This is a genomic window from Vibrio scophthalmi (assembly GCF_040869025.1).
Taxonomy (GTDB): domain Bacteria; phylum Pseudomonadota; class Gammaproteobacteria; order Enterobacterales; family Vibrionaceae; genus Vibrio; species Vibrio scophthalmi.
Map to the genome: position 1 here is coordinate 2,138,985 of NZ_CP134271.1, position 12,152 is coordinate 2,151,136.

Annotated in this window: 11 protein-coding genes; 5 read left to right on the forward strand and 6 right to left on the reverse strand. The window is 44.5% G+C overall.

The window, feature by feature from the left end:
- Window positions 1-16 precede the first annotated feature (16 nt).
- Window positions 17-250, forward strand: a complete 234-nt coding sequence (gene nqrM / locus RJD38_RS09785; protein ID WP_005592795.1) for a (Na+)-NQR maturation NqrM — start codon at window positions 17-19, stop codon at window positions 248-250.
- Between the two features lie 75 nt (window positions 251-325).
- Here the strand turns inward: nqrM and RJD38_RS09790 are convergent, their stop codons facing one another.
- Window positions 326-1,540 (reverse strand): response regulator, encoded by a 1,215-nt coding sequence (locus RJD38_RS09790; protein WP_065545657.1) that lies wholly within the window; start codon window positions 1,538-1,540, stop codon window positions 326-328.
- 154 nt (window positions 1,541-1,694) lie between these two features.
- On the opposite strand from RJD38_RS09790, the gene dinB reads away from it, so the two are divergent.
- The 4 genes from dinB (at window position 1,695) to RJD38_RS09810 (ending at window position 5,719) form a co-directional block, all read left to right on the forward strand.
- On the forward strand, window positions 1,695-2,762 hold the full coding sequence (gene dinB, locus RJD38_RS09795; protein ID WP_065545992.1) for a DNA polymerase IV: 1,068 nt from the start codon (window positions 1,695-1,697) through the stop codon (window positions 2,760-2,762).
- Window positions 2,763-2,868: 106 nt separating this feature from the next.
- Window positions 2,869-3,348 carry a GreA/GreB family elongation factor gene (locus tag RJD38_RS09800; RefSeq protein WP_065545991.1) on the forward strand — a complete coding sequence of 160 codons (480 nt, stop codon included), beginning with the start codon at window positions 2,869-2,871 and terminating at the stop codon, window positions 3,346-3,348.
- 61 nt (window positions 3,349-3,409) lie between these two features.
- Window positions 3,410-4,171, forward strand: a complete 762-nt coding sequence (locus RJD38_RS09805; RefSeq protein ID WP_065545656.1) for a YggN family protein — start codon at window positions 3,410-3,412, stop codon at window positions 4,169-4,171.
- 186 nt (window positions 4,172-4,357) lie between these two features.
- On the forward strand, window positions 4,358-5,719 hold the full coding sequence (locus tag RJD38_RS09810; protein WP_065545990.1) for a sodium-dependent transporter: 1,362 nt from the start codon (window positions 4,358-4,360) through the stop codon (window positions 5,717-5,719).
- A gap of 50 nt (window positions 5,720-5,769) precedes the next feature.
- On the opposite strand, the gene RJD38_RS09815 is transcribed toward RJD38_RS09810, so the two are convergent.
- The 5 genes from RJD38_RS09815 to RJD38_RS09835 form a co-directional block, all read right to left on the reverse strand.
- The gene (locus RJD38_RS09815; RefSeq protein ID WP_065430246.1) at window positions 5,770-7,101 is read right to left on the reverse strand and encodes an IS4 family transposase; all 1,332 of its coding nucleotides are present in this window, start codon (window positions 7,099-7,101) and stop codon (window positions 5,770-5,772) included.
- Window positions 7,102-7,230: 129 nt separating this feature from the next.
- The gene (locus tag RJD38_RS09820) at window positions 7,231-8,295 is read right to left on the reverse strand and encodes a succinylglutamate desuccinylase/aspartoacylase family protein (RefSeq protein WP_005592786.1); all 1,065 of its coding nucleotides are present in this window, start codon (window positions 8,293-8,295) and stop codon (window positions 7,231-7,233) included.
- Window positions 8,282-9,187, reverse strand: a complete 906-nt coding sequence (gene rimK / locus RJD38_RS09825; RefSeq protein WP_005592785.1) for a 30S ribosomal protein S6--L-glutamate ligase — start codon at window positions 9,185-9,187, stop codon at window positions 8,282-8,284. The genes RJD38_RS09820 and rimK overlap by 14 nt, the downstream gene beginning before the upstream one ends.
- Window positions 9,187-9,630: an ATP-dependent zinc protease gene (locus RJD38_RS09830; protein WP_005592784.1), complete on the reverse strand. Its 444-nt coding sequence runs from the start codon at window positions 9,628-9,630 to the stop codon at window positions 9,187-9,189. Before RJD38_RS09830 ends, rimK begins: the two co-directional genes overlap by 1 nt.
- Window positions 9,631-10,046: 416 nt before the next feature.
- Window positions 10,047-11,519 carry an aminoacyl-histidine dipeptidase gene (locus tag RJD38_RS09835; RefSeq protein ID WP_005592783.1) on the reverse strand — a complete coding sequence of 491 codons (1,473 nt, stop codon included), beginning with the start codon at window positions 11,517-11,519 and terminating at the stop codon, window positions 10,047-10,049.
- Window positions 11,520-12,152: the final 633 nt, after the last annotated feature.

Here is a 12,152-nt window from a genome sequence, read left to right on the forward strand (position 1 = left end):
AAGTGAGCATCTGATTATGAGTACATTTCTAATTACTTTTGGTGTGTTTATGGCGGTCATCGCTGCGATGGCAGTGGGCTATATCTTCCAAAAGAAAGTGGTAAAAGGCAGTTGTGGTGGCCTTGGTGCCGTCGGCATTGAGAAAGTGTGTAATTGCCCAGAGCCTTGTGATGCGCGTAAGAAGCGTGAGGCTCGCGCTGCTGCTCGTGCTGAAAAGCTCGCTGCATGGGAAAAAGATCGCATTGCCTAATATGGCTTTAAATAAAAAAACCGGCATTCAGCCGGTTTTTTTGTTCTCTAGGGTAAATTTCACTGCGCAACAACCTTACTGCGCAATGACTAGGTTACGGCCCTGATCTTTGGCAGCATAGAGGCGATCGTCGGCCAATTTAATTTGCGCATCGAGGCTCTCTTGCATGGTCGCAACGCCAATGCTGATGGTGACAGTTATCGAGGTGTCTTGATAGGGAATGCTGGTGTTGGCAATTCGCTGGCGCAGTTTTTCCAATCGCGAAGTAAAGTGGTCGAAAGAGCCACAAGCTTGAATACAAAACTCTTCACCACCAAATCGAGCGATGACATCGTCGGGGAAGTAGAGCTGCAAAATTTTAGCTACGGTCACCAATACGGCGTCGCCACCATCGTGTCCGTAGGTATCATTGACTGCTTTAAAGAAATCGATATCAAGCATCGCGATATTACGAGCCTCGCAACCATTGCACGCTTGGTTAAATAGATAGCGACGATTCCAAAGCCCAGTCAAAGCATCTTGATTCGCCATGCGATAGAGCTCTTGGGTGGCCTCTTGCATATTGAGTATTTGATGCACGCGGCAATAAAACTCTTCGGGGTTAAAAGGTTTGTTGAGGAAGTCGTTGGCGCCCGCTTTTAGAAATTGGGCCGTTAAGGTGGGATCTTCGCTGCCTGATAAGCCGAGAATCGGTAGTCGGGTACGGTCACTCTGTTGGCGAATCTCACGGATCATGGTGATGCCATCTTTTTCCGGCATATCATGATCGCTAATGACAAACGTAATCTCGGCATCATTTTGCAGTGCTTTGATTGCTTCAACGCCATTTTCTGCTTGGCGGGTGGTAATATATTGATGCTCAAGCAACTGTACCACGTGATTACGCACGGTGGCCGAATCGTCAACAACCAAACACTTATGCTGTTGATTACGCTCTAAACGTTGGATCAAGGGCAAAATATATGAGACTGAAGCGGTACTGTCTTTAAGCAGATAATCGACCACCCCTTTTGCCAACATGTGCTCGCGAAGCTCAGGGTTAAATAGCGCAGTTAGCACAATAACCTTATGTTGGTGAGTGAGTGCTAACTCGATAACTTCACCATCTTCCCCATCCGGTAGGCAATAATCGAGCACTGCACAAAGAAGATCGGGGTTGGTATCAAGGATCGCCCGCGCTTGGCTAATGTTTTCTGCTGTCAAAACTCGATAACCAGCCTGGCTGAGGAGTTGTTCCAGGTAATTGCGAAAGGTGAGGCTGTCTTCAACGACTAAGACTTGGTTGTTCACACAGTATCCATACTATCTAATTTGTTAATAGATATCATAAAGTGTTAGCAAGCATAGCTCTATAAGTAAGTGCACAGAATGCGCTGCCAATTAGATTTTTCTTCCGTCTATTTATTATTTATACTGTATCTTTAAACAGTGTGGTGTGATGGGTATGGCTGCGGAACGAGTAAGAAAAATCATTCATGTGGATATGGATTGTTTTTTTGCCGCTGTCGAAATGCGTGATAATCCGAGTTATCGTGATCGTCCCCTAGCTGTTGGGGGTAGTGAAAAGCAACGTGGTGTGATCAGCACCTGTAATTACCAAGCTCGTAAGTTTGGTGTTCGTAGCGCAATGCCAACGGCAAGAGCGTTGCAGCTTTGTCCCGATCTGCTAGTGGTTCGTGGTCGTATGGACGTTTATAAGCAGGTCTCGACCCAAATACGCGCTATATTCGAACGCTACACCGCCTTAATTGAGCCTCTTTCCCTCGATGAAGCCTATCTCGATGTGACAGATTCGACGTTATGTCGAGGCTCTGCGACCTTGATTGCGCAAGCGATTCGTCGTGATATAGAAAACGAATTACATCTCACCGCCTCAGCCGGTATCGCACCGATCAAGTTTCTCGCTAAAGTGGCGTCTGATATTAATAAACCCAATGGACAATGTGTTATTCCACCGGAGCAAGTGCAAGCTGTGGTTGATAAATTGCCATTGGAGAAAATTCCCGGAGTGGGGAAAGTGAGCCTCGAGAAGTTACATCAAGCAGGTTTTTTTCTGTGCGAGGATATTAAAAATAGCGATTATCGTGAGTTATTGCGCCGCTTTGGCCGACAAGGTGAATCTTTGTGGAAACGTAGCCACGGCATTGATGAACGGGAAGTGGTGACTGAGCGTGAGCGAAAGTCGGTCGGTGTTGAGCGTACATTTACTCACAACATTGTGAGTTATGAACAGTGCTGGCAAGTGATCGAGCAGAAGCTGTATCCTGAACTGGAAGTTCGTCTGCTTAAAGCCAGTCCAGATAAATCGATTATCAAACAAGGAATTAAGGTTAAGTTTGCCGATTTTCAGCAAACTACCATCGAGCACATTCATCCACAATTAGAATTAGACGATTTTCGTCAATTATTAACCGACGTGTTGAAGCGGCAAAATGGTCGGGAAATACGTTTACTGGGGTTAAGCGTGATGCTTAAACCGGAAGATCAAAGCAAACAATTAAGCTTCTTTTAGTCGGCGTACTTTCCGTGTTTGTCTACCTATGCACTCTTGGAATGGCATCGAGTGTGCTACTCTATTGCCTTGTTATCATCTCCTTGTCGTTTCCACTTACACCATCATGCATAAACAGCAATTAGTCGCCGATATCGTCGCCGCGCTCCAAGAAAAGTTAGTTATCGCTCACTCATCAACTCAAACCGCGATTGATGCTGCGACAGATGACCAAACGGTATCAGAACATAAATATGATACTTTAGCGCTTGAGGCCGCTTATCTTGCCCATGGGCAAGCAATGCGAGTTCAAGAGTGTGAACGTGAGCTGAGTTTAATGCGCAATCTTACGCTGCGCAGTTTCGTCGATAGCGCCATTGCTGTTGGCGCGTATGTAGAAGTTGAAGATGAACAGGAAGTGAGTAAGCACTTCTTTATCGCTCCCTGTGCTGGTGGATTAGAGGTTGAATCCCAGCAACAGTCTGTGTATTTGCTCACGGTGCTATCACCACTTGGTAAAGCGCTGAAAGGCAAGTTTGAAGGCGATGAGGTGGTGGTTAAGATTGGCGACAAAGCGAAGACCTATCAAGTCGTGACAGTCAGCTAACATGCCTTCCGTGCATTAATGTTATAGTAATAATAGATTTGGATAACGATTGAGCGACATCATGAAAACACACATCATCAGCCTTTCACTTATATTTCTTAGCGTTGCTAGCTTTAGTGCGAGCAGCCAAGCTGCGCAGTGCCGCATTGATATACAAAATCAGGTGACATTGGATGGCGAAAAACTCGAAATTGCCCATAGTGATGGTGAAAAAGCAGTCGTCGATGGTGACAACAACCTCTTTATTCATGGTAAGAAGATCCAACTTGATGCTGAGCAGCAAGCGGCGATCGATAAGTACCGCCAACAAATGAATGATTATCTGCCACGCGCAAAACAGTTGGCTGATGATGGTATCGCCTTGGCGAATGATTTAATTGATGATGTTGCAACTAGCCTTGAAGCTCCGGGTGCTTTTGATGATGTAAAAACGGCAGTCAAAGAATTTTATGCCGACGTCGAAGCGCGTTATTACAAGGATGGTGATTTAATTCTCCCTGCGCAAAGCTTTGATGAGATGACGCAATCTTGGGCGGATGACTTTGCTAAAGCAAAAGAGATCTTCACCAGTGAATTTTTGTCTGATGCGATGGGAGTGTTATCAGAGAAGATGCAGCAAGATGGCGGTTTAAACTTAACTGAATTGTCGGAAAGTATGTATGCGCTGAAAGCAAAAGTTGAAAAGCGTATGGCAGAACATGCTGAAGAATCACAACAGAAAGCACAAGAGTTCTGTGAGTCTCTTGACCAAATGGCAGAGCAAGAACAAGACGTTCTGAAGAAGATTCCACAGCTTAAAGACTACCAAGTCTTTAGTATTTAACAATAACCTCTATTTTATTGAAGGAGCCAATACGGCTCCTTTTTTATTACTTCGAGTAAAAATGAGGTAGTGAGATCATCGGAAAACTGTCGGGTATATCGAAATAATTACCTAATAGCGCTTGTGCATTGTTGGTTTTAACTATAATGTACTAGCTTACTAGTTCATTGATATTGTGTGGGTGGTATGACACAACAACATTCTTCTGATCGTGAGCATTTTGGCTCTCGTCTTGGCTTTGTCCTTGCTGCCGCTGGCGCAGCTGTGGGGCTTGGTAATATTTGGGGCTTCCCGACACAGGCTGCCAGTAATGGCGGTGGCGCATTTCTGCTGGTTTACCTGGTAATGATCCTTGTGGTTGCTTTCCCTATGCTGGTGGTTGAAATGGCGATTGGTCGCTATGGGCAAGCGAACCCTGTAGATAGCATGCGTTCACTAACCGATAAGCCGCTAGGTAAGACTTTCGGTGGTTTAGTCGGTTGGATAGGTTTGAGCGTGCCAAGTGCTGTTTTAGCCTTTTATAGCATTGTTGGTGGTTGGTTGATCTGTTTCATGTTGGGGGCGATTACCGACATTTTAGGCCTGCAAGCGGCAACGGCTTGGTTTAAAGGATTCAGTGTAGAACGTAACCTTTTTGGTACTCTCGTTTTTTATGTTCTGACAATCCTGATTGTGCAAGGTGGCGTAAAACAAGGTATTGAGAAGTGGTCAACACGCCTGATGCCGGCACTGTTTGTCCTATTTGGTCTTCTGTTTGTCTACATCATGACGCAAAACGGCGCAATGGAAGGTTTGAAGCACTATTTAGTCCCTGATTTTGAGAAAGTATTTGACCGAAAATTGATTCTAGCGGCGATGGGACAAGGCTTCTTCTCGCTGACTATCGGTGGCTGTTCAATGTTGATCTACGGTTCTTATTTAAGTAAGAAAGAGAACTTGCCTAAGATGGCAATGAACGTGACCTTAGTCGATACTGCCGTGGCCTTTATTGCTGGCCTAGTCGTGATGCCGGCGATGTTTGTTGCGATGCAAAAAGGTGTTCAAATCTATGCTGAGGATGGTTCTCTGCTGAGTTCGGATACCTTGGTCTTTACTGTCTTACCTTTGATGTTCGATAGCCTTGGGTTACTAGGACAAATCTTCTCGATTGCGTTCTTTTTACTACTGACGATTGCAGCATTGACCTCATCAATCTCGATGCTGGAGTGTCCGGTTTCGTTGGTGGGAGAGCGTTTTAACACCAAACGTGGGCCAACCAGTTGGGTTCTTGGTGGCATCATTGCACTATTTAGCGTGGTGATCGTCTATAACTTTGGTGCGATGTTTGGCTTAGTCGCTACGGTGGCGACTCAGTACTTACAACCAACGGCTGCACTACTATTCTGTGTATTTGGTGGTTGGGTTTGGAATCGCAACGCTAAGATCAAAGAACTAGAACAAGGTTGTCCTGAGTTCAGCCAAGGGCTATTTGGTAAGTTATGGCCTGCGTACGTGAAGTTTGTTTGCCCGCTGTTAGTGGCTACGGTTATTTGGGCTTCATTCGGCTAATTAGCCATAAATAAACGATACAAAAAAGCCCGCATTGCGGGTAATGCCAGTCAGTTAAGCTGACTGGCATTTTTTCTATTTGTCGCATATTTCTTGGGTTTCAGTTTCACCCAACGAGGATAATTTCTATCGTCTCTTCGGGGTGGTAGGATAAACATGGATATTTGCTGTAGTAGCACTTCATAGTGTTTAGGGAGTTTCCCTGGACTCGTTAAAGGTAAAGCTGCAAAGTATTGAGTCACAGCCATGGCACTACTCGTAAAGCTTAATTGGTTCGGCCAAACGCTATCTAAATTACTCGCTGCCTTTGTCATAACCTGCCTTATAAGGTTATAGGCTAACAAAATCCCCCAGAGCTCCTGTCTAACCATATCTGGGCGCTTACTTCGCAATGTATATTCACTATCAAGCAAGGTTTGCTTCATTTCTCTATAGCCTAATTCGATTTCCCAGCGATAGCGATAGAGCTCTACAATGTCTTCTCCAGGAAAGCGCAACCCATCACGCATTGAGGTAAGAACCTGATACTCCTTACCTTTGATGACTTTCGATACCAACCTTGCTTCTATTATTTCAGGCAGGTCACTGAATTTCTTCCTTGCCTGAGGTGATGTTTTTATAGCAACGATAGCATCACTCTGGCTGTATTTATGGACAACGTCATACTGAAAGTCTTTTCTCACAGGGAGCATCCAATGCCTTTCTTGACCGACTTTGTTCCAGCGATTAAGCAGTCCTAAAGAGTAATATCCTTTGTCAAAAATAGTCAGTGATTGATCTGGCGTTTGTTCAATAAGCTCTTCTGCGAGACGCATTTCGCTGGTGCGATAGTCAGAGAATGCACTATCGATTAGCTGATGACTTGTAAGCTCCATCAAGCAAACCATACGGATCTTAGGGTAAATATTCTCAGATGATTGATTGCACTGCGCTTTAAACTCTTGATGATTTTCGGGTGTATCTGTCGTTCTCCAAACGACACCATCGACGGATAGAAGGTTTAGTCCACACCAAGTTTCGAAGTTAGACGACTGATAGCTGTGCGCAGCCATCTTCTTAAAGACTTGCTTTACACCTTCTTCGCCTAATCTCTGTCTCGCTTGAACAACAGCACTTGGTGCAACAAAACGTCGTTTGTCTGGCAGGACAATATCGAGTTGGTTAGCAATATCCCAAACAGATTGTTGACGAAAGAGACTCATTCCAACAACGGACCAAAGTACGGCTTCTAAAGGTAACCGTCTTCTTCTAACGGTTGCGACACCAGCTTGCTCAAAACCTTGCTGGATAAGCTCTGGACTAAGAATGTCAGAGTATTTATCAAAGTGGTGGAAGGTATTACACGACCGAAAAGTATTGGCAAGTTGGCTTTCTAAAGACATAAAAAATCCGATATTAGTTTCCTAATATCGGATTTTGAAGCCTTTTGAGGATCGGTCAAATGATCTCACAAATTTCTTAACTGATCGGCATTACCCGCATTGCGGGCTTTTTTATTTGGCGATATCACATTAATTATGTGTATTGATTTGACCAGTCGTGAGCGGTTCTAGATCCGCATCGATGATCTCTTCAATAAAGTCTTCAACCACTTGCTCCACTTCATCGTCATCTTCTTCGAAGTAAGCTAGGTGGAAAATAGCGTCGCCTTCATTCACGAGTGGCAGTGTTTGTTGGCCAATAACGATACCGCCTTTGCGCGCCGTTAGCTCAATTTCACTGTGTCCAAGCGGTGCGCTGATGTACGCCAAAACCTGACCTTTATCTACTTTTTCGCCTAGTGTTACTAGGGTACGTAGAATGCCATCGCTTTCTGCGCGCAACCAACTGGTTGATTTTGCAATCACGGTATTTGGCAGCTTTTTACGGCTTGCACGCAGCATACCAATAGCTTGCATCACACGCTGTACGCCAATAAAACCAGCACTGATACAAATAGGTTCAAAGCGCAATGCTTCACCCGCTTCGTAAGTCAGTACAGGAATACCCAGACGCTCTGCTTCACTGCGAAGTGAACCATCACGCAGAGGGGCATCCACCGTTACAGGTGTTGCAAACGCTTGAGCAATTCTTAGTGTTTCTGGGTTGCTCAAATCCGCACGGATTTGAGGCAAGTTTGTACGATGAATCGCACCAGTATGCAAATCTAAGATGTAGTCACAGCGTTTTGCCACTTGTGAGAAAAAGGTATGCGCCATGCGTGAAGCAAGCGAGCCTTTTTCACTACCCGGGAAGCATCGGTTTAAATCACGACGGTCAGGCAAGTAGCGAGACTTATGGATAAAACCAAATACGTTCACGATAGGCACCGCAATGAGGGTACCTTTCAGTTTGTTCACATCAATGGTGTTGATTAACTGACGAACGATTTCTACGCCATTCAGTTCATCGCCATGGATAGCAGCGTTAACCATCAATGTTGGACCTGCCAATTTACCATTGATAATTTCGACTGGAATCGATAAAGGTGAGTGAGTGTAAAGCTTGGCAGCTTCTAACTCGATTACCTTACGTTCTCCCGGTGCAACTGTTTCACCGAGAAATTCAAAAGCACGATTCTTTTTAGCCTTTGCCACGAGTTTTAGTCCTTTTGCTTGCCGCGTTTTTCTCAATAAATTCGACAATCATTCCAGCGATGTCCTTACCGGTAGCGGCCTCAATACCCTCAAGACCTGGAGATGAGTTTACTTCCATGACTAATGGACCGCGGTCAGAACGAAGTAGATCAACCCCAGCCACATTTAGACCCATTATTTTCGCAGCAGCAACCGCAGTGCGGCGCTCTTCTGGTGTGATTTTGATAAGCGAAGCGCTGCCACCACGGTGTAGGTTAGAGCGGAACTCACCTTCTGCACCTTGACGTTTCATCGCGGCAATCACTTTATCACCCAGAACGAAACAGCGGATGTCAGCACCGCCAGCTTCTTTAATGAATTCTTGTACCATGATGTTGGCTTTTAAGCCCATGAAAGCTTCAACAACGCTTTCTGCCGCTTTACGCGTTTCTGCTAGCACAACACCAATACCTTGAGTGCCCTCAAGAAGCTTGATAACAACTGGCGCACCGCCAACCATTTCCAGCAAATCTTTTACATCATCTGGCTTGCTTGCAAAACCAGTGATAGGCATACCGATACCTTTACGAGACAGCAGTTGCATTGAACGCAATTTGTCACGAGAACGCGTAATCGCTACCGATTCGTTGATTGGGTAAACACCCATCATTTCAAATTGGCGTAGCACTGCAGTACCGTAAAAAGTCACAGATGCACCGATGCGAGGAATAATAGCATCGACACCAGAAAGCTCTTCACCTTTAAAGTGAATTTCTGGTTTATCTGAATTGATATTCATGTAACAGCGAAGAGCATCAACTACTTTCACTTCATGGCCTCGAACTTCACACGCTTCGATTAGGCGACGAGTCGAGTAAAGATTCGCGTTGCGTGACAGAATACCAATTTTCATTATTTGTTTTCCTCAAACGGGATTAAAAATGACTCTACTGGGTCAACTTGAATGCGGTGATGCATTGCAGTACGACCTAATAACATACGAAAAGCCATGTTTTCGCGGTTGTTTAATGTGATTTCAATTGGCCAAGTTTGACCGCCGAGGCTCATTTCGACTTGAATCACATAGCGTTTTTCTTCATGACCACCAGAGTCACGAACAACGCGTTCATCGATAACTTTCGCTTCGCAAACGACTTCTACTTCCGTGTTGTGTTGAATAGGGTGCAGCCAAAAGCGTACCCATTGTGTCTCTTCCTTGTAAAAGCTCTCTACTTTGAACGCGTGTAAGCAAGAGGTTCTGGCGCCGGTATCAATTTTAGCGTTAATTTTATCAATACCAAGACATGGTAGGGATAGTGTTTCACACCAGCCTACGAGCAGTTTTTCTTTCTTCATCACAATTATTCAGTTCGTTGATATACAAAAATGTGTTGGTTCATCATCAACCAATAGGGGGAAATTCCTATTAGCAGTGCCAATAAAAATAGGCAGTAAAAGGTTATGACTGCAAATGAATATTTCAGTGCACAACGAAATACACGACTACCTAATACAGATTAGTATATGAGAGAAATAAGACACCCCAGGAAGGAGCGCTCCCAACATAACAACACGGTGTTATGGTGCTTGAAGAAGGCAAGATGGTTTGCCCAAAGACGCTTCAAGGACGGGGACTGTAACAACCTGATATATCCGTGACTAACGAAAATAATTAGTGATGACGATAAATCTTTTTTATCGTCATCACTAAAAAAGCCAGCTAATCCAAGCTGGCTTTTCGGATAACTTCTACTAATGCTTCACCGAGTTGCTTATGCTTTGTCAGGAATATTTTCGAGTAGAGCGACCATTTGTTCCCAGAACAGCGCCACTGTGCTGATCTCCACTTTTTCATCTGGAGAGTGCGGGAACTTGATGGTTGGACCGAAAGAAAGCATATCCATTTCTGGGTATGGTTCTTTAAATAGACCACATTCAAGTCCGGCGTGAATCACCATAATATTTGGCTTATGGCCATAGATACTGTCATAAAGATCACGGAATACCGCCATGATCTCTGAGTCTGAATCCGGTTTCCAACCAGGGTATGCGCCGCTGAATGCCACGTTCGCACCAGCTAGCTCGGCGACTGATTTTAGCGTGCTCTCTACTTGTTGGCGACCTGAGTCGATCAAAGAACGGATAAGACAAAGTACGGTGATTTTGTCCTCTTCTGTCACGATAACACCTACGTTAAGTGACGTTTCTACCACACCTGCAATGTCGTCACTCATACGAATAACACCATTTGGTAGTGCGTTCAGAGTAGCAATAAAGCGTTGTTGATCGCTTAGTGTAAATGCTTGTGCTTCGCTGTTCACTGCTTGGTTAAAACTTGCGATATCTGTTTCTACACGGCCCAGTTCAGTACGAAGTAGGTTGGTGTAAAACTCAAATGTTTCCGCTAGTTTTGCTTCGTTCTCTGCTGGTAGGGCGACTGTCACAAATGCTTCGCGAGGGATGGCATTACGTAGGCTGCCACCACGGAATTCGATCAGACGTAAGTCAAGTTCTTGAGCGTGGCCAGCAAGGAAGCGACCAAGCAGTTTGTTCGCGTTGCCACGACCAGTGTGGATATCACAACCTGAGTGACCGCCTTTTAAGCCTTTCAAGACCAGTTGACGAGTAATGTAACCTGCTGGAATAGCTTCACGAGTAAGTGGCAAAGTGACCTCGCCATCAATACCACCAGCACAGCCCATGTAAACTTCGCCTTCTTGCTCTGAGTCGGTATTGAGTAGAATATCGCCTTCTAACCAACCGGCTTCTAGGCCGAATGCGCCCGTCATGCCCGCTTCTTCATCAATGGTTAATAGAACTTCGATCGGACCATGTTTGATATCTGTTGACGCTAAGACAGCGAGACAAGATGCCATACCAATACCATTATCAGCGCCTAGGGTCGTGCCTTTCGCCGTGACCCACTCGCCATCGATGTATGGCTGAATAGCATCAGTAGTGAAGTCATGCTGAGTGTCTTCATTCTTCTGCGGTACCATATCGATATGCGCTTGTAGAACGACGCCTTTCTTATTTTCCATCCCCGCAGTTGCTGGTTTTTTGATGAAAACGTTACCAGTTGGATCGCGGCGAACATCGAAGCCTTGCTCCTGTGCCCAAGTCACAATGTACTGAGCGAGAGCTTCTTCATGTTTTGATGGATGCGCAATAGAACAGATCTTATCGAAGAACTGCCAAAGTGGCGCAGGGGATAAGTGGCTAATCTCAGAATGGAATTCAGACACGGATGACTCCTTATTTGGTACAGGGCAATATCAAATTGGTTAATAAGTAGACTAATGTAGAATGAAAAACTACAAATTGCCCATTAACTAGTGCGAGCTAGCATAGCACTCTCCTCAAGTAGAGAGTAGGGGTAAAAAAGTGATTTTCTTGCTGTACAAGATCGCAGCAAACACAGGGCGTCCATGATGAGCAATCGTTTTCATTGTTGCTTGATATTTGAGCGCTTTTTATCGCTATTTCTGTAATTAACTTACAGAATTATCGTGATATAGATCAATAAATGAAGTTTTTGTGACTTTTATCACCAGTTTGCTTGTAATTTATTTTCTTTGGGGTATATTTATAACCAACTTCGAAAGCGAAGAGAAAATGCTCAAAGGATGAGTCCGATTTATCGCCTCCAAGGAACCGAGAAATCAATATTTGTTGTTTAATTAATTGATTTAAAAGGTGATAGTATGAAAGGTTTACCAAGTGCAATGTTCTGGATAAACAGCTCTGTTTATACGAGTAACTTTGTATACCCAACAAGCTTTGGCTATTAGTTTTTAGCTTGTTATCGAACAGTTTTGTTCACCCCTATTATTGGAATTTATTTACAGCTTTCTTTTTTAGCTGACATGATTCAACCG

What these genes read in the sequence shown, in the direction of transcription:
- RJD38_RS09830 (WP_005592784.1), bottom strand. Translation starts at nt 9,630, where the DNA reads ATGAAGAAAGAAAAACTGCTCGTAGGCTGGTGTGAAACACTATCCCTA.
- nqrM (WP_005592795.1), top strand. Translation starts at nt 17, where the DNA reads ATGAGTACATTTCTAATTACTTTTGGTGTGTTTATGGCGGTCATCGCT.
- rimK (WP_005592785.1), bottom strand. Translation starts at nt 9,187, where the DNA reads ATGAAAATTGGTATTCTGTCACGCAACGCGAATCTTTACTCGACTCGT.
- RJD38_RS09815 (WP_065430246.1), bottom strand. Translation starts at nt 7,101, where the DNA reads ATGTCTTTAGAAAGCCAACTTGCCAATACTTTTCGGTCGTGTAATACC.
- RJD38_RS09800 (WP_065545991.1), top strand. Translation starts at nt 2,869, where the DNA reads ATGCATAAACAGCAATTAGTCGCCGATATCGTCGCCGCGCTCCAAGAA.
- dinB (WP_065545992.1), top strand. Translation starts at nt 1,695, where the DNA reads ATGGCTGCGGAACGAGTAAGAAAAATCATTCATGTGGATATGGATTGT.
- RJD38_RS09805 (WP_065545656.1), top strand. Translation starts at nt 3,410, where the DNA reads ATGAAAACACACATCATCAGCCTTTCACTTATATTTCTTAGCGTTGCT.
- RJD38_RS09810 (WP_065545990.1), top strand. Translation starts at nt 4,358, where the DNA reads ATGACACAACAACATTCTTCTGATCGTGAGCATTTTGGCTCTCGTCTT.